Genomic DNA, 20,217 nt, shown 5'->3' on the forward strand with positions numbered 1-20,217 from the left:
CCTATTTTTCGATATAACCGATAGCACCGGGCGTCTCCTTAATGAGGGTCTCCATTTGTTTGAGAGAATCCACTGTCGCAGGGGGCGTTCCGGTTCCCGAATAAATCATGCGGTCCCAGGCGGAGCGTAGTTGATATGGATAGACCCCTAATACCTCTTTAGAAAAGCGGACATGCAGCGGGTGCTGATCAGGCAACACAAAAACTCTGAGGGGAGAACCATCGCGCCATAGAGTTTGACGCCCAAAAAATATCTCACGTAATTCATCACGGGTGAATGGGGTGTCCTGCTTGTTCAGGCTGTAAGGGACAACTGTAGTCCCAGTCGCATAGACGGGTGTCGGCCAGGGTATGAGCACTGTCCCGATAACGCTCCATGCAGCCATGCATACCAACATATATAAAGTGTTTTGCCGTCGATATTTGAAGGCTGAAAACAGTCGGATACGTAGCATTTTAAATAGATAAGACGTACTCGAATTCCATTTGGACCGATGGAATTTCAAGTTGCTGACAGACTAGCTTAATCATTCGAGCCCTGTTAATTAGATAGATGGTTTTTCTTGGGGATTCTGGCAATATTAAGAGAATGAGCCAAGCCCCAGAGTAGCGTAAGCGACAGGAGGGCGATATTGTTTAATCTCACAGTGCACTAACTCAGTTTTGTGCGAATAATTTTTGCCCAAAAAACGTTCAAACGCCGCACAGCCTGTAAACGATGCAATGATTCGCCTGTTCACATTGCCCCCCTGTCTGACGGGAGGTCAAGCGACTTACCGTGGATAGTGATTGAGTAGGGCATGACTGGATTCTTGTCTCTATATTCACTGCTTTACAGGATGAGTGAGCTTTTTACGCAAGCTCTTGGTTATGTAGTGTAATTTAAAAAGTATACTTTTTCTCTTAATTCTAGCTCAGCTTTTAATTTTGTCATTAATGTTATGTGTAAACACGAGTCGCGTTAAGTAAGGCATTGTCAAAAAGACGACTTGTTCTCTCAATCGTGTCTTCAGATTGAACTCGGTAAATCATTATCTTTCTAATGAGCAACTTCCGGCTGTTAGTTTATAAGATCAGTTAATTCCCTCTTTATTCTGAAAGTGACCTCGTAAGGCTTTGGTTGGGCATAATTGAGCGAGCGTAAAATGCCCCGCGCCTGTTTTTTTGCAAAACCTCTATGTTTTGTCCATCTCAAGCCTTAAAACGTGCGGCTCCAGAGGCGAATTTATAAGCTCTGTCGGTCAATCAAAGGTTAAAAAGAGCGTTTTGATTCTATGTGAAATCATATAGAATTCCTGTATTCAATTATTTAGCGGAGAGTTTGTTGAGTATTTTAACTATCCTCGAGTTTCCGGATGAGCGGTTGCGCAAGAAAGCCGCCGTTGTCAAAACGGTCGATGATCAAATCAGAAAAATAATCGATGATATGCTTGAAACAATGTATGAGTCACGTGGAGTAGGGCTGGCCGCGACTCAGGTGAACGTGCATCAGCGCATTGTCGTGATCGATGTCAGTGAAGAAAAAAATGAGCCGATGTTCCTCATTAATCCCGAAATCATTGAAAAGGACGGCGTAGAGGAGTCCGAAGAAGGCTGTCTTTCCGTGCCCGGCTTTTTTGAAAAAGTAAAACGGGCCGAGCATATCAGGGTAAGAGCTGTCAACAGAGACGGCCAGCCTTTTGAGTTTGAAGCCCGTGATTTGCTGGCCGTATGCGTGCAGCATGAACTGGATCATTTGGATGGCAAACTGTTTGTCGATTATATTTCGCCGTTAAAGCGGCAGCGTATCAAGAAAAAACTGGAAAAAATTCATAAGATGGAACACAGTTGATCATGAAGATTATTTTTGCCGGCACGCCCGAGTTTGCCGTGCCCACCCTGCAGATGCTGCTGGACTCGGAGCATGAGGTTTGCGCCGCCTATACGCAGCCCGACCGTCCCGCCGGCAGAGGGCGTAAATTGCATCCAAGTCCTGTCAAGGAACTGGCCTTGAAAGCTGGCATGCCTGTTTTTCAGCCGGAGACACTGAAGACCGACGAGGATTTGCGGCAAATAGCCTCATTCAATGCCGATCTCATCGTGGTTGTGGCCTATGGCATGATTTTGACGCAGACTGTGCTGGATATGCCGAGCCTGGGGTGTGTCAATGTGCATGGCTCGCTCTTGCCGCGCTGGCGCGGAGCGGCGCCTATTCAGCGCGCCATTATGGCGGGCGATGAAAAAACCGGCGTGACTATCATGCAGATGGTGCGAAAGCTCGATGCGGGCGATATGTTGCATAAGGAAGAGTGTGTGATCGGACCTGACGATACGGCCAGCGATTTGCACGACAAGCTGGCGCAGTTGGGCGCAATCGGACTGGCTAAAGTGCTGGAGCAGATAAAAGCCGGGACCGTGCACGCGGAAAAGCAGAATGAAGCGCTGGTGACTTATGCCGAAAAACTGGAAAAAAGCGAAGCGGTCCTGGACTGGACACAACCGGCCGAGCAACTGGCCAGAAAGGTGAGAGGCTTGAATGCGTGGCCTGTCGCGCAGACGCTTTATCAGGGCGAAGTATTACGCATCTGGCGGGCCGAGGCTATCAATGACGATGCCAATGCGGAGCCCGGCAGTGTGCGTTGCGTCAATAAAACTATGGATGTCGCTACCGGTAAGGGCATGCTGCGGTTGCATGAAGTGCAATTGCCGGGGGGGAAACGCATGAGTATTCAGGCTTTTCTTAACGCTCATGACGTTGATGCGCTGAAGTTAGGTTGAATTAATAGTGAATTCAAGATTGATCGCCGCCCGGGCTCTATCCCGGGTGTTGCAGGATGGGCAGTCTTTAACGGCGGCGCTGGACAATGTTATGCCAACCATTGAGTCCGTTAAGGACAGGGCATTTGTTCAGGCTCTCTGTTATGGTGTCTGCCGGTATTACCATCGACTGGATTTTATCTTAAGCCAATTGCTCGATAAACCGCTGAAGGATATCGATGTCAAGTGCCTGGCTTTAATCGGCTTGTATCAGCTCCAATTCATGAGAGTCAAGCCTCATGCCGCCGTATCCGAAACGGTTGCCGCCGCCCGTAAAAAGCCCTGGGCTAAGTCACTGATCAATGCGGTGCTCAGAAGCTATCTGCGAGAGCAGGACCGCATCGAGCAGCAAGCCGATCAGGAACAATCGGCCGCCATCAGTCATCCTCATTGGCTTATTCAACAGATCCAACACGATTGGCCGCAACAGTCCTTGCAACTGTTTCTGGAAAACAATCATCAGCCGCCGATGGTCCTGCGCGTTAATTTGGCGCGAACCAGTCGCGAGCATTATCTGAATCTATTGACGGAACGTGACATCAGTGCGGTGCCGGTCGATTTCTGTATATCGGCACTGAGGCTCGATAGGCCGGTCCCGGTTGACTTGCTGCCCGGCTTCGAGCAGGGACTGGTTTCGGTACAGGATACAGCGGCGCAATTGGCGGCGCAATTGCTCGATGTTCAACCGGGACAGCGAGTGCTCGATGTGTGCGCGGCCCCGGGCGGCAAAACCGCGCATATTCTTGAAAGCCAACCGCAGCTGAAAGAATTGGTGGCTGTCGATATCGATGCGGCCCGTATGCAGCGCGTCAGTGAGAACCTACAGCGACTGACATTGACAGCCAGGCTATTGGTCGGTGATGCGGCAAACCCTGAAGCCTGGTGGGACGGCCAGACTTTTGAGCGGATTTTGTTGGATGCGCCGTGTTCGGCTTTGGGCGTTGTCCGCCGCCATCCTGACATTAAGTTATTGCGCAGAGCCGAGGATATTGCTCAGCTACAGTCATTGCAAAAAAATATTCTCGACGCCATCTGGCCGCTTTTAGCGCCTGACGGCATACTGCTCTATGCTACCTGTTCGGTTTTAAAACAGGAAAATGAGCAGCAGATTCAAGCTTTTTTGGCGGCGCATAGCGATGCGGCACAGTTGCCAATAGAGGCGAGCTGGGGCTCTGGCAGGGAGTTCGGACGGCAGATTTTTACCGGGGAATCTGCGATGGATGGCTTTTACTATGCCCGTATCATTAAGCGATAAACCTCAGTTGCTGACTATCTGCCTGCTTTGTGCGCTGGCATGGTTATGTCCTGTTTCTGTTTATGCTGATGAATTTGCAGTAAACATCAAAAAGGCCGAGATGACCTTGCGGGGAAATAGCTATGTTTTATCGGCCGATATTGATTATCAGCTCAGCAATAGCGCGAAAGACGCGTTGCAAAATGGCATTTCCTTATTCTGGACCGTGTACGTTAAAGTTCAGCAGCGCCGCGCTTATCTCTGGAACAAAAAGTTGCTTGATAAAGAGATACGTTACCGTATCCAGTATCATGCCTTATTGAATATATACCGGGTCAGGAATGAAAGCAGCGGAGCGGTCGGCAATTTTTCCACACTGTCAGCGGCATTGCATACGATGTCGATGATACGCAATATGCCCATTATGGATAAGGCCGATATCGCTTCGGACGCGCATTATATAGCGGGCATAAAGGTCAGTTTTGACCGCGATGAGCTGCCTTTGCCGTTACGCCCGATCGCATATATTAATCCTCAATGGTATCTGTCCAGTGACTGGTATTTATGGTCCCTGAAAAAATAAAACCCCCCGTCAGCCTATCCGTTCTAGTCCTGTTCGGTCTCATTTTGCTTTCACTGCAGTTGATGAGTTCGGCGACCCAGGAGTCTTCGCAGTTGAGCGCGATGTATTCATGGCTGCTTTTGGTCAATGCCTTGGGGTCGGTTGTGCTGCTGGGACTGGTCGGGGCCAATATTTATTCATTAACCCGGCAATTAAAAAAGCGTGAAGCCGGATCAAGGTTAACCACGCGCATGGTGTCGCTATTTGTGGTGCTGTCTTTAGTGCCAGCCGCCATCGTGTTTTATTTTTCCATGCAGTTTCTGCATCAGGGTATAGACAGCTGGTTCAATGTGGAAATCGATAAAGCCATGGAGGATTCGCTGGAACTGAGTCAGGCGTCACTGGATCAACGTATGCGCTGGCATTTAAGGCAAACGCAACAATTGACTGACAGGCTGCAAGAGGCCTCGGAAAGTCTGGCTACTCTGGAAATGGAGAATCTGCGTGAGCTCTCGGAAGCGTCCGAGATGACGTTGTTTTCTCGCCAGGGCAGGATTATTGCATCGAGCAGCATTAATCCCGGCGATATCCTGCCGAGCCTGCCGGACGAGCATATTTGGCTGCAATTAAGACAGCATGCCGAGTATGTGGATTTAGCACCAATGCGTGAAGATCAGCTAATGATCCGCGTTATTGTTACTGTTAAGGCAGAAGAGCCGCAATATTTACAGGCACTGTATCCTGTGCCGGTCAGGATCGCTGATTTGGCGGATTCGGTGGAATTTGCCTTTGTGCGTTATCAGGAGATGCACTTTTTAAGGGATTCACTAAAATTAAGCTTCTCTTTGGCATTGTCGCTCGTTTTATTAATGAGCTTGCTGGCAGCCATCTGGGTGGCCTTTATTAGTATCCGTAACATTATAGCGCCGGTAAAAGAGCTTGTTAAAGGTACGCAGGCAGTGGCTTCGGGGCATTATGACCAGCAGTTGCCGGTTATCGTGCAGGATGATCTGGGTTTTTTGGTGGAGTCATTCAATGAAATGACGCTTCGTATTGCCAGGGCTCGGGATGAAACCAGACTGGCCGGCCTTGAAGTCGAAAATCAACGGGCCTATCTGGAGACGATTCTGGCGAATTTAACGGCGGGCGTCATAAGTTTTGATGCGTTGTATAAGATTCGCACAGTCAATCAGGCCGCTTATAGGATTTTTCATATTCCAGTCAGTTACTTTATCGGGCAGACTTTATCGGATATTGCCCATGGCTATGCCGAGCTTGCCGAGCCTTTAAAAGTCATTCAGCGCTTATTGGAACAAGCGGATGATATCTGGCAGCATCGGATTGCCTTTTTAGGTCAAAATGGCCGGCGCGAGCTATTGTGCCGGGGCACGCCCCTTTTTTCCCAGGAAGGTCGACGGGTAGGAGCGGTTGTGGTTTTCGATGATGTGACTGATTTGATGCAGGCGCAAAGGAACGCGGCCTGGGGCGAAGTGGCTAGACGCTTGGCTCATGAAATCAAGAATCCGTTAACGCCGATACAATTGTCGGCAGAGCGGTTGCAGCATAAACTGGCCGACAAGCTGGCCGCTACTGACGCGGATATTCTGCAGCGTTCTACACGAACTATCGTGCAGCAGGTTGAAGCAATGAAGGAAATGGTGGATGATTTCTCTGAATATGCCAAGCCTTCCAAGAAGCAAACGGCAGATATTGATTTGCCTGGTCTAGTGCAGGAGGTGCTGGCGCTTTATGCGGTTCAGTCGGGTGTCAAGTTTAAAGTCGATTATGAGGCAGGTCTACTGATGATCAAGGGCGACCCTGTCAGCATCAGGCAGGTTCTGCATAATCTGATAAAAAATGCGCTGGAAGCGATCGATGCAAAAGGCCAGATCGAAATAAACCTGAATCGATTGCGGAAGAACAATGGCAATTTTATCGAAATAGCGCTCTATGATGATGGCCCCGGTATCAAAGATGAACAGATTGAGAAGATTTTTGAACCCTATGTGACAACCAAGGCCAAAGGGACAGGTTTGGGTTTGGCTATTGTCAAAAAAATAGTTGAAGAACATGGTGGGGCCATATGGGTTGACACCAGTCGTAAAGTGGGCGCTGGCTTTATAATCCAATTGCCTGCTATTTAAATTTTTAAATGCCTCAACAATATGAATGCAAATACACCACGTATATTAGTCGTAGATGATGAGCCGGATATTCGCCGCCTGGTATGCGAAATTCTTGAAGATGAAGGGTATCAGGTCACTATGGCCGAAAACGCCCGCGAAGCTCGGGAGTCAAAAAAAATTAGCGATCCCAATCTGATTCTGCTGGATATCTGGATGCCGGACAGCGATGGGATTTCGCTGTTGAAAGAGTGGGTGGTCGAAGATGAGACGCTTTGTCCGGTAATAATGATGTCCGGGCACGGCTCGGTAGAGGCAGCTGTCGAGGCAACTCGCCTGGGCGCTTATGATTTTCTTGAGAAACCCTTGTCGTTGGCAAAGCTGTTATTGATTGTCGAAAGAGCCCTGGAAGCCAGTAATCTGCAAAAAGAAAATGCTGGGCTTAAGCAGCAGCTGATTACTGATCTTGAGCCTGTGGGTAAGAGCGCTACAGTGGCAAGAACCAAGGATCAATTAAAGCGGCTTGCGCAGCATGAGGCTCGCGTGCTGTTTGTTGGTGAAGCGGGTGTTGGTAAAGAGATGTACGCACGCTATTTGCACAATAACAGTGCTCATCGGCATGGTCCTTTTATTGATGTGGCCGTAGGCAGTATCTCGCCGGAAAATTCAGCCGTAGAATTTTTTGGCAAAGAGGATGCCGGTAAAATTTATCCGGGGTTGCTGGAGCGGGCGCATAACGGAACGTTGTTTTTAGGTGAAATCGGCGGCATGGATAAAGAAACCCAGTTAAGGTTGCTCAGTGCCCTGGAGTCCAGCTCTTTCTTGCGGGTTGGCGGCAGCCAGGCGGTTCGCGTCGATGTTAGAGTGGTTGCATCGACCCGGATTGCATTGGATGAAGAGGTCAAGGCGGGGCGCTTCCGGCAGGATTTGTATTATTTGCTTAATGAAGTCACGCTCGAGATTCCGCCGTTACGGGAGCATAGTGAGGATGTGCCTGCATTGCTGAGCTTCTATGTCGACTATTTCGTTAACCAGGATAAGCTGCCTTTTCGGCGGTTTTCCATAGCAGCTCAGAATTTCCTGCGCAATTACAGTTGGCGCGGCAATGTACGGGAACTGAAAAACCTGGTGCAGCGGCTCATGATTTTGGGTGTTGGGGAAGATATAGAGCTAGATGAAGTCAAGCTGGCGCTGGGGTCAGTTGTCGGTGACGTTTATACTGCTTCGTCAGTCCCTGAATTTTTTAATCTGCCGTTAAAAGAAGCCAGAGATCATTTTGAAAAAGCCTACCTGGAATATCATTTTGAAAAAAATGGCGGCAGTGTGGCAAAGTTAGCAGCTGCTGTGGGCATGGAGCGCACGCATCTTTATCGCAAACTGCATTCGTTGAATATTAAATTATGAGTAACGCCGGTGATTTGTTATTATATGTGGTTAATACGCCCGAAATAGTAAATAAACTTGAAAAAGTTGATGGCGTTTAGTAGAATTCTCGCTCTTTTATTGAGCCTTTAACAGAAAGACTAAGTAACGATGAAAACATTTAGTGCAAAGCCAGCAGAAGTTAAGCGCGATTGGTACGTAGTTGATGCGGAAGGGAAGACGCTGGGCCGTCTTGCTTCTGAGATTGCGCGTCGTCTTCGCGGTAAACACAAACCAGAATATACACCGCATGTTGATACCGGTGATTACATTATTGTAGTCAATGCAGAGAAAATAGGCGTTACCGGCAATAAAGAAAAAGATAAATTGTATCAGCATCATACGGGTTATGTCGGTAATCTGAAAACCGTTAGTCTGGGCAAATTAAGAAAAACCTTCCCTGATCGTATTCTCAATACCGCGGTTAAAGGAATGTTACCTAACAATCCACTGGGTCGTGCAATGTTCAAGAAATTGAAAGTTTATGCAGGTCCCGAACACGATCATCAGGCTCAACAGCCAAAAGTTTTAGAATTATAAGCGGGTAGACCATGGCAGCAGCTCAGTATTATGGAACAGGCCGTCGTAAAAGTGCAGTAGCGCGCGTTTACGCAACAACAGGCACTGGAAAAATCACTATTAACAACGTCAGCATCGAAAAATACTTCGGTCGTAAAACCGATCAGATGGTTTCCCGTCAGCCGCTGGAATGCGTCGATATGGAAAGCAAATTCGACGTTAACGTGATTGTTAAAGGCGGAGGCCCTTCCGGTCAGGCTGGTGCTATTCGTCACGGTCTGACGCGCGCATTGATGGAATATGATGAAGCATTGCGTTCTCCGCTTAGAAAAGCCGGATTTGTCACACGTGATTCACGTGTCGTAGAACGTAAAAAAGTGGGTCTCCACAAAGCTAGAAAACGTCCACAATACTCAAAACGTTAATTATTTATGTATAACTAAGGTTATACATACAAGTAAGAAAGGGTCGCATTCGTCTCAGAGTGCAGCCCTTTTTTTATGGGTTTTAGGAATCTCCTGGTCAGGAGGTCATATGAAAATATCTATTGTTGTTCCTGTTCATAATGAAGCCGATAATATTCTCTCGTTAATTGAAGAGATCGTTAAGGCGATGAGTCAGGCGCAAGCCTATGAAATTATTTATGTCGATGATGGCAGCAGCGACAATACTGCGGCTGTTTTACAGCAAGCACTTCAGCAGGTTAAGGCGCTGAGAGTTTTTCGACATGAACAAAGTTGTGGCCAAAGCACGGCTATTCATACGGGGGTCAAAGCCGCAAATTATTCCTATATAGCAACTTTGGACGGTGATGGTCAAAACGATCCTGCCGATATTCCCCGCTTGTATGAAGTATTCGTGCAGCAAAGCAGTAACCTAAGCAATTTATGGATGGTGGCTGGATGGCGAAATAAACGTCATGATTCTGCCTGGCGGCTTTTTTCGTCTAAAGTGGCCAATACAGTGCGGGCTCGTTTGCTGGGTGATAATACGCCTGATACAGGATGCGGCCTCAAAGTGTTTTTAAGGGATAAATTCCTTCAATTGCCTTATTTCGATCATATGCATCGCTTTTTGCCGGCTTTAATTTTAAGAGCTGGGGGGCAGGTAATTTCCGAACCGGTCAATCATCGCCCCAGAATGGCCGGTTATTCAAAATACGGCACATTAGACCGGCTTTGGGTAGGAATTACCGATTTATTAGGCGTTATATGGTTGAAGCAACGAGCAAAGTTGCCGGTAATAAAGGAAAGTGAAAATGGATACTGAAAATATCTGGCTGATTATCGGTTTTTTAGGGCAGGGATTGTTTTCGGCTCGATTTATCGTGCAATGGCTTAAGAGCGAGCGCGAGAAGAAAAGCGTGTTTCCTATAGCGTTCTGGTATTTCAGTATTGCCGGTGGAGTTACGCTTTTTGCTTATGCCGTGCATCGACAGGATCCTGTGTTCATTGTCGGCCAATTAACCGGCTTGTTTATCTATCTGCGAAATCTGTATTTTGTTATTTACGAACATAAGAATCTGAAAATCGAATAAGTTTTTCGCGTTTTTCTATATTGCTAATGTATCAATTCTTGTCTGCCCGGTTGTGGATCGTTCTTCTTTGGGGGGGCTTGATCGCAGTTAATCTCTCCACGCGCCCATTAATTCCCGTCGATGAAACCCGGTATGCAGCCGTTGCGTGGGAAATGTGGGTCAGGGGGGATTTTCTCGTCCCTTATTTAAATGGTGACAGTTACAGTCATAAACCGCCGTTATTATTTTGGTTGATGCAGTTCAGTTGGCTGGTATTGGGTGTTAACGATTGGTCACTGCGGATTATCGGCCCATTATTCTCGCTGGCATCCTTGTTCTTATCCCGTGCCATCGCTCGTATATTATGGCAGGATAGAGAACAAGTCGAAGCGCTTACGCCGCTGATATTGCTGGGATGTTTTTTCTGGATCGTTTTCAGCACGTTAACGATGTTCGATATGATGCTGGCTTTCTTTGCATTGCTGGGTATCTATAGCCTATTGAAACTCGCTTATTCGGGCTTGTCTTTTAAGTATTGGCTGTTGCTGGGAGTGGCGATAGGCGCAGGAGTTTTAACAAAAGGCCCTGTGATTCTGCTGCATTTGCTACCTGTTGCGCTGTTGGCGCCGTGGTGGCGTCAGGCCAACGAATACAGCTGGCGGCACTGGTATTATCGTATTGGTGCTGCTGTTTTAATAGGTGCTGGCATCGCTTTGTGCTGGGCGATACCGGCCGGTATCGCCGGCGGTGAAGCTTATAGAAAGGCAATTTTCCTAGGGCAGACTAGCGGTCGTTTGGTCGAATCCTTTGCGCATCGACTGCCCTGGTGGTGGTATTTGGAAATGTTGCCATTATTGCTGCTGCCGTGGCTGCTATGGAAACCCATATGGACAGGGTTCAGAAAGCTGAACTTAAACGATACTGGCATGCGTTTTTGTCTGGCCTGGGCAGTACCTGTTTTTATTGCTTTTTCGTTAGTCAGCGGCAAGCGGATCCATTATCTATTACCCTTATTACCTGCTTTGGCGTTGATACTGGCGCGGGCAGCAGATGAAGTGGCAGATCAAGGTTGCTGGAAGCGCGCCCATCTTGTCGTTATGGGAATATTCGCCTCATTTGGCATGATCTTGATGGTGTTGCCCGGTTTTAATGATCATTATCACTGGCGAGATGAGCTGTCGTTAATTTCGCCGGTATGGGGCGCTTTGCTATTGACGGTTGCTATCACTCTGGGATTGGTTAAGGCCAAAGATGCGCCGAGTTCCGCTTTTTATCTCTGCATGGCATCGCTTGTGGCGTCGCTGGCGATTTCATGCGCTTTTTTTGAGATTAAAGCAGACCATTACGATACAAAGGCAGCGGCCCAAAAAATCGCCGGCTTAATGAATGAAAACAAAGCCATCGCTTTGTATGGTAACAAGTATCATGGTCAGTATCATTTTGCCGGACGGCTTAAGCAACCGCTTACTATAGTGCAGAACGTCAATGGTCTATACGACTGGGCCAACAGTCATCAAGACGGTTATATTATCGTAACTTACAAGAATGCAAGAACATTGCCTGAATCAGTCATCAGCTATCATTATCCTTATAAAAGCCAGAACATAGGCTTGCTTTCATGTAAGGCACTGCTTGAAAACCCAAGTCTAGGCTCTGTTCTGAAGCCTTAGATAAACACTATTTCTGCAGCGACCTACTGCTTATAAATATTTCATGACGGATAGCCGACGCTTCAGCCAAAACGACAGATAGCGCCGGACTCGCGGGTTTATTTCCAGATACTGACAATATTAGTAAAGTCATCCGTCCACGGTTTCACGTCAAAATACAATGGCAATTTCTGCCAGTTGCCGAGATGGCTAAGACGTAGCGGTTCCAGTGTTTCGGCATGATTTGCCATAACTACCCAATCTGTCGCCACAACCAGCGGAACTTCCTGCTGCGGTTTGAATTCCTGAATCAAAGCGGCTAAATGCAGTTGCTTGGCATGATCGGATAATACTTTCTTTAGCGCCAGATGACGGTTGGTTATGTGAAAAGCCAGTATGCCATCGGGTTTCAGTTTTTTGAAATAAAGCTCAATCGCTTCCTGAGTCAGAAGATGTGTCGGCACTGAGTCCGAACTAAAGGCATCCATGACCAATAAATCGAATTTCTTATCAGGCTCTTTTTCCAGTGACAAGCGGGCATCGCCTATGCGCATGATCGCATTATGACTGCATTGCTTAAGATAACTGAAATACGCTGGATTACTGGCGACTTCGACTACCAGCGGGTCGATCTCGTACAGCGTCCACTCCTGCTGCTGCTTGGCATAACAGGTCAAAGCGCCAGCGCCAAGGCCTACAACGCCGACTTGCCAGTTCTGGTTACCGTTATCGTATTCTTTAAAAAGCTGCCCCATAGGCCCCGGACGGCTGTAGTAGGTCAACGGCGTTTGAACGTGGGCAGCCGCCAGGCGTTGAGCTCCATGCTTGGTCGTGCCGTGGAAGAGTTCGTGATATTTTTCCGGGCGATTTTGCTCATCAGTTAATACACTCTCGCGTACTGAAAGGACGCCAAAAAAGCTGCGCTCCTGATAAAGCGTGTTGGACAGCAGTCCATGCAGTCCCTGTGTAAAGAAAATAAGAATGCCGGTCAGCAGGGCGAGTGTGATCGGTTGTCGTCTGAAGGCATAGGTCAGGCCGGTTATTAAAATCAAGCCGACGCCGATCGTATCGAGATATTGAGGCAGATCATCGCTGCTGGCATACACAATCAGGCCGATAATGATAAGCGCCGCCGGCAATATTAACTGTGATACCCAGGCCATTTTATGGTCGCCTATCGACGATTTCAGGCCGGGACGAAGCAATAATGCTGCGACTATCATGATCGGGTATTCATAGACCGCATTAAAGATAAAAGGCGCTACGAAAGTATTGAACATGCCGCCCAACATGCCGGCAAATGACATGATCAGGTAAAAAGTTGTTAGATGCCGGGTATGGGGCCTGCTTTTAGCCAGTTCACCATGGCAGACCATGACGGCCAGAAAAAAAGCCAGCAGGTGCAGCATCAGATCCATCCAATAGGGGAGCACTGCCGGGTTGATGAATGAGTAGGCAATAAACGGCAACAGTACAACGGGCTGTAACCTGACCATTAGCGGATGGGTGACAGGATTCCATTTGGAAAAAACAATGATAAAGGACAGGAGATATAACGTTAATGGAATGATCCACAGCAGCGGTACCGATGCGATATCGGTGCTGATGAAATTGGTCAGGCCCAACAGCAGGCTGGATGGGACGAAGGCCAGCGCCAGCCAGTGCAACTGGGTGTAAGGATTCAGATCGCCAGTATTAATCAAGCTTTCTTGCGGGGATTCGGCTTGTGTTCGGGTTTTCCATAAGATGGATGCGCAGCCGGCGATCAGTATGCAAAGCAACAGGTAGCCGATGCTCCAGTAAGTTTTCTGGTCAGCCAGTCCTATGTTCGGTTCCAAAATAAAAGGATAGCTCAGCAAGGCAATCAAGCTGCCGGTATTGCTTGCCGCATAAAGATAGTAAGGATCATGACTGGTATGGTGGCCGACATTGGCGAACCATTTTTGGATCAGCGGCGCCGTAGTCGATACCACAAAAAAGGGCAGGCCGATAGCTAGAAGCAACGTCCAGAACAGCCAGAAGGTAGGATCACTGTCTGTCGGCGGGATAGTGCTTTCTGGCAGCGCCAGAGGCAGGGCCAGAAAACTGGCCAGCATCAGGCCAGCATGTATCAGAATTTGGCGCTGCTGGTTTTGGCGAGTTGAAATATAGTGAGCGTAAAGATAGCCGAGGAATAAAATGCTTTGGTAAAACACCATGCAGGTGTTCCAGACTGCCGGAGAGCCTCCCAGTAAGGGCAATAAAATTTTCCCGAACATGGGTTGCAGAACAAACATCAGTGAGGCGCTGATAAATAATGTCGCTGCAAATAAGAATATCAGAGATAAATTACGGTCTGTTTTTGTTTCTGAATGGTTGCGCATTTTAAAAATCGCCCTTTGGGCTTATTGTTATAAATGCGCTAATGATAAAGCATTTGCTATGCTCAGGGATAAGCAAAGGCAATAAAAAAGGCGGTTTTACCGCCTTTTTTATTTACCAGCTCTACGACTATCGGTATTTTCTCATCATTTCCTGCGATTGGGCTAAACGTCTGCTGATATTATCGAGTGTAGCATCGTATATTATTATTCATTGGAGTGCGTTCTGCCTTGGATATTCTCGCCTGACGTCACTTGTTTATTGCTGTTCAAATAAAGAGCATCCGTGTAGTCACTGTATCAGTTGCCTTGATTAACCGATTGTTTGTAAAAACTGAATCCGTTAAGCATAGAATTAAAACGACAACGGAAATCGAAAGGTTTGTATAAGTTTAAAATTATCGATACAGTGGCTGTTATTATAAAGAGCCAAAATAAGCGGCCAATGCTTTAAAATCTTCTTCGGACAAATTGGCAGTAATAGCCTGCATCGGGCCGCCTTTGCGTGAGCCATCCTTGAAGCTTTTCAACTGCTGAACCAAGTATTCAGGGTGCTGACCCGCCAGTCTCGGAAACTGGTTATTACCTTCAGCAGATGCACCATGACATCCCAGGCACATACTCGCTTTAGCCTTGCCTTCTTTGGCCAATGCCGGGTCACCGCCGATTTTTTCGGCTTTCTGGGTTGAATAGTAAGCGGCCAGATTCGCTATATCTTCGTCCGCCAGGTTAGCGGCCATTGGCTGCATGACTGGATTACTACGATTCCCGTTCTTAAAGGCATTCAGTTGATTAATGATGTAGTTCGATTGCTGCGCTGCAAGATTCGGCCATTGGGGGTTGCTGCTATTGCCTTTGGGACCATGGCAGCCGCCACAAGTCTCTGCTTTTTTTTCGCCGGCTGTTATGTCGGCGGCTGAAACCGGGATTGTTGCAGACCAGGCCAGGCATAGAAATAGCGTAAGGATTTGCTTGAATACAACCATGTTTCACCTCACAAAAGAATTGAGCATTAGATGATTTTGAGTTAGACGGGCAATTGAACGCGTCTGTCTTATTTTTATTGGGAACATTTACTATACAACTAAAAAGATTAAGTGATAATAAAAAAGTTCAGAGGCTGAGTATGATTGCACCGGATAACACAGCAAGTATATTTCCCATGCCTGCTATTGGCGTTGGCGGGATCGTGTTCAATAGTCAAAACCAGGTTTTACTGATACAGCGCAATCAACCGCCTGCCATGGGTTTGTGGTCTATACCGGGCGGTAAGTTAGAGGCGGGCGAGTCTTTAACGGAGGCCTGTAAGCGAGAGATTAAAGAGGAGACGGGGCTGGAGACGGAGATTAGAAATATTGTCGCGGTAGTCGAAAGGCGGATTGAGAATTTTCACTATGTGATTATTGACTATTTGGCCCTGTTAATTGACGAAGATCATGCGATGCCGATAGCTCAGAGCGATATTGCCGATGCAAAATGGGTCCCGTTGGAAAGCATCACTGACTATGAGTTGGTTGATGGCTTAGCGGAAATTATCAGGCGCACTTCCTGCATTTATAAAGGGGATCATATGGCAGGATTATATGATGTTGATTCGAAAGGTACGGATTATATTCCTTTATTGTAAATATTTATGCCTGAGGCCGCTTAGTGTATAAGCATCTGAATCCGGTTAAAATATCGGAAATTTATCTTCATTCAGGTACATAATCGGCATGTCGGAAAAGCATATTTATAAAGTCGCTTTTATCAACCAGGAGCAAGTCTATGAAGTTTATGTTAAAAGCGTCTATCAAGCAGAGATTTATGGATTCGTAATTGTTGAGGATTTCATTTTTGGCGAGAAAAGCTCAATTGTTGTTGACCCGACGGAAGAGAAGCTCCGGTCCGAGTTTGAAGGAGTCAATCGCTCTTTTATTCCTATGCACAAGATTATCCGTATCGATCAGGTAAAAAAGCGTGGGACGGCAAAGATTGTAGCTATTCCCAAGGATGGGGCAGAGGACCGTGGCCGCTTGTCCGCGCTTTATCCGCCGGATAAGAAATAAAGCTTTGCCCAATCGCCTTTTGGCGGATCGGGCAGAGAAATTATTTTACGATACGTAGATTGGGTTTGCTGGGTGGAGTTTTTTCCGGAGGCGGCTCGTCGCCTTCTGTATCTTCATGATCGAAGATCATGCCCTTGCCGTTTTCTTTGGCGTAGATGGCCAACACAGCGGCTATCGGCGTGACGATATGCATGGGTTTGCCGCCAAACCGGGCATTGAATTGAATTTCCTCATTGCCCAGAGAAAGCCCCTGTATAGCTTCAGGCCGTATATTCAAGACGATTTTTCCGTCTTCAATGAATTCCTGCGGCAGAACGGCGTCGCTATTTTCAGCGTCGACCAGCAAATGCGGCGTCAGGTTGTTATCAATAATCCATTCGTAGATTGAACGAATCAAATAGGGTTTTAAAGAAGTCATTTTGGTGAATCAGCCATTTCTTTTTCGGCATCGCTGAGACTCCGCTTGAATGCGGGTCTTCTGAATATGCGCTGGGCATAGTTTGTAATCGCTTCGCTCGGCGTCGACACATCAATGCCTATGCTCGGTAAGCGCCATAATAAGGGAGCGAGGGCGCAATCAATCAGCGAAAACTCATCACTCATAAAATAAGGTCTGGCGGCAAAAATAGGCGCGGCGGACAGCAAACTTTCCTTGAGCATCTTCTTGGCCCGGGCTGATTTTTTTTCGCCGGAATATAAAATCTCATCCAATAACTGATACCAATCCTGATCTATACGTTTAATCAGCATCCTGGCATTAGCGCGTGACACCGGATCCATCTGATGCAAAGGTGGATGCGGAAAGCGCTCGTCAAGGTATTCCATGATGATTCGCGAATCGTAGAGAACCAGATCCCGCTCTATCAGAGTCGGCGATGTGCCGGTCGGGTTCAGTTCAAGCAAATCTTCGGGCGGGTCATTCGGATCATAATATTCTATGTCTGCGACAACCCCCTTCTCGTGCAAAACAAAACGGGCGCAGTGGCTCATTGCACATGTAGGGGATGAAAAAAGCGTCATTACAGATTTGCGAGTATTAATATTTGCCACGAATAACAACCTCATTTAGGACGGTGTGGGGCGGTAAAAGTGGGCATTATAGCATGGAAGATCAGGTTTTTGACCGGTAGTAAAGTATTGGAATTAGATGCGCATGGCAAGAAAACGTCCCTGTTTTCGCCACCGTAAATTAATGGATGTCTCGCCAATACTCTCGCTTCAGAAGATAGGCTATGCCGACAAACATAAAAATAAAGAATATGACATACTTGCCCATGCGTTGCCTTTCCAGTTGCACGGGTTCTCCGACATAAACCAGAAAATTGACCAGATCGCTGACTACGCGGTCGAACTCTAGCTCTGTTAAAGCGCCCGGTTCTTCTATGATCAGTTTATCGATAGCCTGTTTGCCATCCACTTTTTTATACAGGGGTTTTTGTTCGCCCTGCAATTGCCAGAATACATTAGGCATGCCGACGTCCGGAAAAACCGCATTGTTTGTGCCCAAGAGTTTGCTTTTATCGGTATAAAAACCCTTCAAGTAGCTGTACAGCCAATCAGCGCCGCGAGAGCGGGCGATCAATGACAGATCGGGCGGTTGAATGCCGAACCATTTCTCCGCGTCATGCGCATTCATCGCACTGTGCATTTGGTCATAGATTCCGGCGCCTTCCGGCGCTATGTCTTTCAGGACTTTCTTTTCGTCGACATCAAGGTCAAGGGCGATGCGCAAATAACGGATATGCTTGACCGAATGACAGCCCAGGCAATAGGTTACAAAGTGCTTGGCTCCGCGCTGTAAGGATGCGTTATCGGAAAGATCGATATCGGCCTCTTGCAGTTTCATGCCCTCAGATGCATAAACGCCCAAAGGCAGAATCAACAATAGAAATAGGGTGATAAATTTTTTCATATCAATCGAGGCTCTTTTTTAGTTTTATTGCTAGTCGAGTGATGACGTTGAGAATGCCTGCAAGGTTAGGTCTTCTCTTCATAACGGCTGTGCCGTCTTCTTTTGTGAGCGGTTTCAGCAGGGTCATTTCATGGTAAGTTTCTATCAGCGCAGGAACACGGTCTTCAAGGCTGGGCTGATCCGTCAAGCGTGTCGGTAGTGGCTTCGATTTTTCCCAACGCGTATACAGAGGCATTAACAGGAAGAATCCGAAATAAATCGCCGTGAAGATACGGGCAACGGTTGTCGCGGCCGGTGTTGCAGGCTGCGTGCCCAGATAGCCCAAACCGAGAAAGCTGATGACGAAAAGCAACAGGGCTTTTTTGTAAATGCCGCCGCGGTAGCGGATGGATTTGACTTCACTGCGATCCAACCACGGTAACAGGAACATCACGACAATAGCGCCGCCCATGCCGATAACGCCGGCGAATTTGTCCGGAATCGCGCGCAAAATAGCGTAAAACGGCGTGAAGTACCAGACCGGAGCAATATGCTCAGGCGTTTTCATCGGATCGGCCGGAATAAAGTTGGCGTGCTCCAGGAAATAACCGCCCATTTCCGGCATGTAAAAAATAACGGTCGCGAAAAACAACAGGAATACGCCGACGCCGACGATATCCTTAACGGTATAGTAGGGATGAAAAGGGATACCATCCAAAGGAATGCCGTTAGCGTCCTTGTTTTTCTTGATTTCAATACCGTCCGGATTGTTGGAGCCTACTTCATGCAATGCTACGATATGCAGGAAAACCAGTAACACCAGGACCAAAGGTACTGAAATAACATGGAAGGCAAAGAATCTGTTTAACGTGGCATCGGATACGACATAATCGCCACGGACCCAGAGCGACAATTCATCGCCGATCACGGGAATGGCGCTAAACAGTGAAATGATCACCTGCGCGCCCCAGTAGGACATTTGTCCCCAAGGCAGTAGATAGCCCATAAAAGCTTCGGCCATCAGCGCAACAAACAGCAGCATGCCGAAGATCCAGATCAATTCGCGGGGCTGCTTGAACGAGCCATACAGCAGGCCTCTGAACATATGCAGATAGACGACAATGAAAAAGGCCGAAGCACCGGTGGAGTGCATATAGCGCACCAGCCAGCCCCAGTTGACATCGCGCATGATATATTCGACGGAGTCAAAGGCCAGTTGAGCATCCGGCTTGTAATTCATGGTCAGCAGGATGCCGGTCACAAACTGGTTGACCAGCACCAGCAAGGCCAGCGAGCCAAAGAAATACCAGAAATTGAAGTTTTTCGGCGCATAGTATTGCGCCATGTGGTCATTCCAGAGTTTGGTAAGCGGAAAACGGTCCAGGACCCAGTTGCCGTATGTCGTTAGACGTGATGGTTTCATGCGCTTGCCCCCGCGTTGGATTCTTCGCCAATGATGATCAATGTGTCAGTAATATAACGGTAGGGAGGAATTTCCAGGTTGGTAGGCGCCGGCACGCCGCGATAAACGCGGCCGGCCAGATCAAACCAGGAGCCATGGCAAGGGCAGAAAAAACCGCCTTTCCATCTATCGCCCAGATCATTAGGGGCAATTTCCGGGCGGAAGGTAGGCGAGCAGCCCAGATGCGTGCATAAGCCTACGGCGACGAAAATTTCAGGTTTGATCGAGCGTACAGGATTTCTGCTCGATGCCGGCTGCATGGATTCCTGCGAGAGCGGGTCCCGAAGCTCGTTATCGAGTGTTTTCAGCGTCGCAAGGACTTCCGGTGTTCTATTCAGAATCCAGACCGGTTTGCCGCGCCACTCGACTCTAAGCAATTGGCCTGGTTCCATTTTGCTGATGTCAACTTCAACAGGTGCTCCGGCCGCCATCGCTTTGACGCTGGGCTGCATTTGAGCCAGAAAAGGGACCGCTAGATAGCCTGTGCCGACCGCCCCCACCACAGTCAACGCCGTGGTCAAAAACTGGCGCTTGGACTTATCGACGCCTTCATTATTCATTTATAAAGTCTCCTGGTTGGGTCTGTGCTTTAAAAAGCACATGATTTTCTAGTTTTTATGGATGCCAATATACCAT

Annotated in this window: 22 protein-coding genes; 14 read left to right on the top strand and 8 right to left on the bottom strand. The window is 47.8% G+C overall.

Features of this window, described 5'->3' with window-relative positions; all coding sequences use genetic code 11:
* Position 1: 1 nt before the first annotated feature.
* A complete protein-coding gene (locus METLU_RS26275) occupies positions 2-385 on the bottom strand; it encodes a type 2 periplasmic-binding domain-containing protein (RefSeq protein WP_036243419.1) in 384 nt (127 codons plus the stop codon).
* A 938-nt stretch (positions 386-1,323) separates the two neighbouring features.
* Between METLU_RS26275 and def the strand changes: the two genes are divergently transcribed.
* The 11 genes from def (at position 1,324) to METLU_RS0122325 (ending at position 11,841) form a co-directional block, all read left to right on the top strand.
* On the top strand, positions 1,324-1,830 hold the full coding sequence (gene def / locus METLU_RS0122275; RefSeq protein WP_027160122.1) for a peptide deformylase: 507 nt from the start codon (positions 1,324-1,326) through the stop codon (positions 1,828-1,830).
* Positions 1,831-1,832: 2 nt separating this feature from the next.
* Positions 1,833-2,756: a methionyl-tRNA formyltransferase gene (gene fmt, locus METLU_RS0122280; protein WP_027160123.1), complete on the top strand. Its 924-nt coding sequence runs from the start codon at positions 1,833-1,835 to the stop codon at positions 2,754-2,756.
* Positions 2,757-2,763: 7 nt separating this feature from the next.
* The gene (gene rsmB / locus METLU_RS0122285; RefSeq protein WP_027160124.1) at positions 2,764-4,050 is read left to right on the top strand and encodes a 16S rRNA (cytosine(967)-C(5))-methyltransferase RsmB; all 1,287 of its coding nucleotides are present in this window, start codon (positions 2,764-2,766) and stop codon (positions 4,048-4,050) included.
* Complete coding sequence (locus METLU_RS0122290) at positions 4,028-4,612, top strand: DUF4390 domain-containing protein (RefSeq protein ID WP_027160332.1); 585 nt, start codon at positions 4,028-4,030, stop codon at positions 4,610-4,612. Before rsmB ends, METLU_RS0122290 begins: the two co-directional genes overlap by 23 nt.
* The gene (locus METLU_RS0122295; protein WP_027160125.1) at positions 4,594-6,735 is read left to right on the top strand and encodes a sensor histidine kinase; all 2,142 of its coding nucleotides are present in this window, start codon (positions 4,594-4,596) and stop codon (positions 6,733-6,735) included. The genes METLU_RS0122290 and METLU_RS0122295 overlap by 19 nt, the downstream gene beginning before the upstream one ends.
* A 21-nt stretch (positions 6,736-6,756) precedes the next feature.
* Positions 6,757-8,118, top strand: a complete 1,362-nt coding sequence (locus METLU_RS0122300; RefSeq protein WP_027160126.1) for a sigma-54-dependent transcriptional regulator — start codon at positions 6,757-6,759, stop codon at positions 8,116-8,118.
* A gap of 129 nt (positions 8,119-8,247) precedes the next feature.
* On the top strand, positions 8,248-8,676 hold the full coding sequence (gene rplM / locus METLU_RS0122305; protein ID WP_020159295.1) for a 50S ribosomal protein L13: 429 nt from the start codon (positions 8,248-8,250) through the stop codon (positions 8,674-8,676).
* 11 nt (positions 8,677-8,687) lie between these two features.
* A complete protein-coding gene (rpsI, locus tag METLU_RS0122310; RefSeq protein WP_027160127.1) occupies positions 8,688-9,080 on the top strand; it encodes a 30S ribosomal protein S9 in 393 nt (130 codons plus the stop codon).
* 109 nt (positions 9,081-9,189) lie between these two features.
* Entirely contained in the window at positions 9,190-9,924 is a 735-nt protein-coding gene (locus METLU_RS0122315; RefSeq protein ID WP_027160128.1) for a glycosyltransferase family 2 protein, read from the top strand.
* The gene (locus METLU_RS0122320) at positions 9,914-10,192 is read left to right on the top strand and encodes a lipid-A-disaccharide synthase N-terminal domain-containing protein (protein ID WP_036243420.1); all 279 of its coding nucleotides are present in this window, start codon (positions 9,914-9,916) and stop codon (positions 10,190-10,192) included. The genes METLU_RS0122315 and METLU_RS0122320 overlap by 11 nt, the downstream gene beginning before the upstream one ends.
* Before the next feature lie 26 nt (positions 10,193-10,218).
* Entirely contained in the window at positions 10,219-11,841 is a 1,623-nt protein-coding gene (locus METLU_RS0122325; protein ID WP_027160130.1) for an ArnT family glycosyltransferase, read from the top strand.
* Between the two features lie 98 nt (positions 11,842-11,939).
* On the opposite strand, the gene METLU_RS0122330 is transcribed toward METLU_RS0122325, so the two are convergent.
* Positions 11,940-14,018, bottom strand: a complete 2,079-nt coding sequence (locus METLU_RS0122330) for a spermidine synthase (RefSeq protein ID WP_407939101.1) — start codon at positions 14,016-14,018, stop codon at positions 11,940-11,942.
* On the opposite strand from METLU_RS0122330, the gene METLU_RS28855 reads away from it, so the two are divergent.
* Positions 14,017-14,268, top strand: coding sequence for a hypothetical protein (locus METLU_RS28855; protein ID WP_231383721.1), 252 nt, complete (start codon positions 14,017-14,019; stop codon positions 14,266-14,268). The two genes, METLU_RS0122330 and METLU_RS28855, sit on opposite strands and share 2 nt — an antisense overlap.
* 331 nt (positions 14,269-14,599) lie before the next feature.
* Here METLU_RS28855 and METLU_RS0122335 read toward each other — a convergent pair whose 3' ends face one another.
* Complete coding sequence (locus METLU_RS0122335; protein WP_027160132.1) at positions 14,600-15,166, bottom strand: c-type cytochrome; 567 nt, start codon at positions 15,164-15,166, stop codon at positions 14,600-14,602.
* Between the two features lie 140 nt (positions 15,167-15,306).
* Here METLU_RS0122335 and METLU_RS0122340 point away from each other — a divergent pair, with 140 nt between their 5' ends.
* Together METLU_RS0122340 and METLU_RS0122345 are read left to right on the top strand one after the other, a co-directional pair.
* Positions 15,307-15,807: an NUDIX hydrolase gene (locus METLU_RS0122340; protein ID WP_231383678.1), complete on the top strand. Its 501-nt coding sequence runs from the start codon at positions 15,307-15,309 to the stop codon at positions 15,805-15,807.
* Between the two features lie 88 nt (positions 15,808-15,895).
* On the top strand, positions 15,896-16,228 hold the full coding sequence (locus METLU_RS0122345) for a DUF1820 family protein (RefSeq protein ID WP_027160134.1): 333 nt from the start codon (positions 15,896-15,898) through the stop codon (positions 16,226-16,228).
* 40 nt (positions 16,229-16,268) lie between these two features.
* On the opposite strand, the gene METLU_RS0122350 is transcribed toward METLU_RS0122345, so the two are convergent.
* The 5 genes from METLU_RS0122350 to petA all read right to left on the bottom strand — a co-directional run bounded on the left by METLU_RS0122350 (position 16,269) and on the right by petA (position 20,141).
* Positions 16,269-16,646, bottom strand: a complete 378-nt coding sequence (locus METLU_RS0122350) for a ClpXP protease specificity-enhancing factor (RefSeq protein WP_027160135.1) — start codon at positions 16,644-16,646, stop codon at positions 16,269-16,271.
* A complete protein-coding gene (locus tag METLU_RS0122355) occupies positions 16,643-17,248 on the bottom strand; it encodes a glutathione S-transferase N-terminal domain-containing protein (RefSeq protein WP_196806590.1) in 606 nt (201 codons plus the stop codon). The genes METLU_RS0122350 and METLU_RS0122355 overlap by 4 nt, the downstream gene beginning before the upstream one ends.
* Positions 17,249-17,417: 169 nt before the next feature.
* Positions 17,418-18,140, bottom strand: coding sequence for a cytochrome c1 (locus METLU_RS0122360; RefSeq protein WP_027160137.1), 723 nt, complete (start codon positions 18,138-18,140; stop codon positions 17,418-17,420).
* 1 nt (position 18,141) lies between these two features.
* Positions 18,142-19,542 carry a cytochrome b gene (locus METLU_RS0122365; RefSeq protein ID WP_027160138.1) on the bottom strand — a complete coding sequence of 467 codons (1,401 nt, stop codon included), beginning with the start codon at positions 19,540-19,542 and terminating at the stop codon, positions 18,142-18,144.
* The gene (petA, locus tag METLU_RS0122370; protein WP_027160139.1) at positions 19,539-20,141 is read right to left on the bottom strand and encodes a ubiquinol-cytochrome c reductase iron-sulfur subunit; all 603 of its coding nucleotides are present in this window, start codon (positions 20,139-20,141) and stop codon (positions 19,539-19,541) included. The genes METLU_RS0122365 and petA overlap by 4 nt, the downstream gene beginning before the upstream one ends.
* Positions 20,142-20,217: the final 76 nt, after the last annotated feature.

The organism is Methylobacter luteus IMV-B-3098 (assembly GCF_000427625.1).
Classification (GTDB): Bacteria; Pseudomonadota; Gammaproteobacteria; order Methylococcales; family Methylomonadaceae; genus Methylobacter; species Methylobacter luteus.